A 1,086-nucleotide genomic window follows, 5' to 3' on the forward strand; every position below is an offset into this window, starting at 1 on the left:
TGTTGAGCATTTTTACTATTCAAAAGGTGACTCGCCTTACGAATAAAGAGCGTCCAAAAGTACTGATTATCGATGATTCTGCGTATGACCGAAATCGTAGTAAAAAGGTAGAGCTTCTCGCTCGTTGTTTTGATCATGCTTCCCTGAAAATGCGTTTCTTTAAGGGGTTTCGTATGCTCACTTTGGGCTGGTCAGATGGCTATACATTTATGCCAATTGACTTTTCTTTAGTCAGTTCAAAAAAGTCTCAAATCAATGGTATCTCTGAAAAAATTGATAAACGTACTTGTGGATACAAGCGTCGAGAAAATGCATTACAAACTGAGCCTGAACAAGTTCCTGACATGATTAAACGTGCATTAGCCAATGGGATAGATGCAAGTTATGTCCTTATGGATTCTTGGTTTACATTGCCACCACTTGTAAAGTCTATTGTGGATCAAGGATTAGACGTAATTGGTATGGTCAAAGAAACAAAACAACGTTATAACGTAAACGGGGAGATGGTTTCTTTAAAGCAACTATACCGCCTAGCTGGACCCATTCAATCCAAGAAAGGAATTCTTCGTTCCATCCATACGATCATGGCTAATGGAACACCAATTAAAGTGGTATTCATTCAAAACAGAAATAAGAAAAGCGACTGGCTTGCCATCCTCAGCACAGACTGCACTCTTTCAGAACAGGAGATCGTCCGAATCTATGGAATGCGCTGGGATATCGAGGTATTCTTTAAGGCGGCCAAATCTCTTTTGAAACTTGAAAAAGAATTCCAAAGCCGTTCATATGACGCGCTTATTTGCCATACAACGATTGTGTTTTCTCGTTTTATCGTTCTGTCGTGGCAGAATCGCTGTAATACCGATCAACGCACAATAGGTGGTCTGTTTTACGAATTATGCGATGAAGTAAATGAACTTGATTGGGCTGTCGCATTACAGCAATTGATCGAGCTTCTTCAAGATGCACTTAAACAAACGAATAAGAAAATCAAAAAAATAATTCAAAGTCAACTTGAACAGTGGATCGCTGGCCTTCCTAATTATATCAAGGCTTATTTGCCGATATCACTCTGCGAAAGTTGAG

At 39.4% G+C, this 1,086-nt stretch carries 1 protein-coding gene; it reads left to right on the top strand.

The genetic code is table 11. The features are described from left to right. On the top strand, nt 1-1,085 hold a 1,085-nt coding region (locus tag ACTQ5K_RS25420), incomplete at its 5' end, for an IS4 family transposase (RefSeq protein ID WP_441994449.1). Nucleotide 1,086 lies beyond the last annotated feature (1 nt).

The organism is Niallia sp. Sow4_A1 (assembly GCF_052116745.1).
Taxonomy (GTDB): domain Bacteria; phylum Bacillota; class Bacilli; order Bacillales; family Cytobacillaceae; genus Niallia; species Niallia hominis.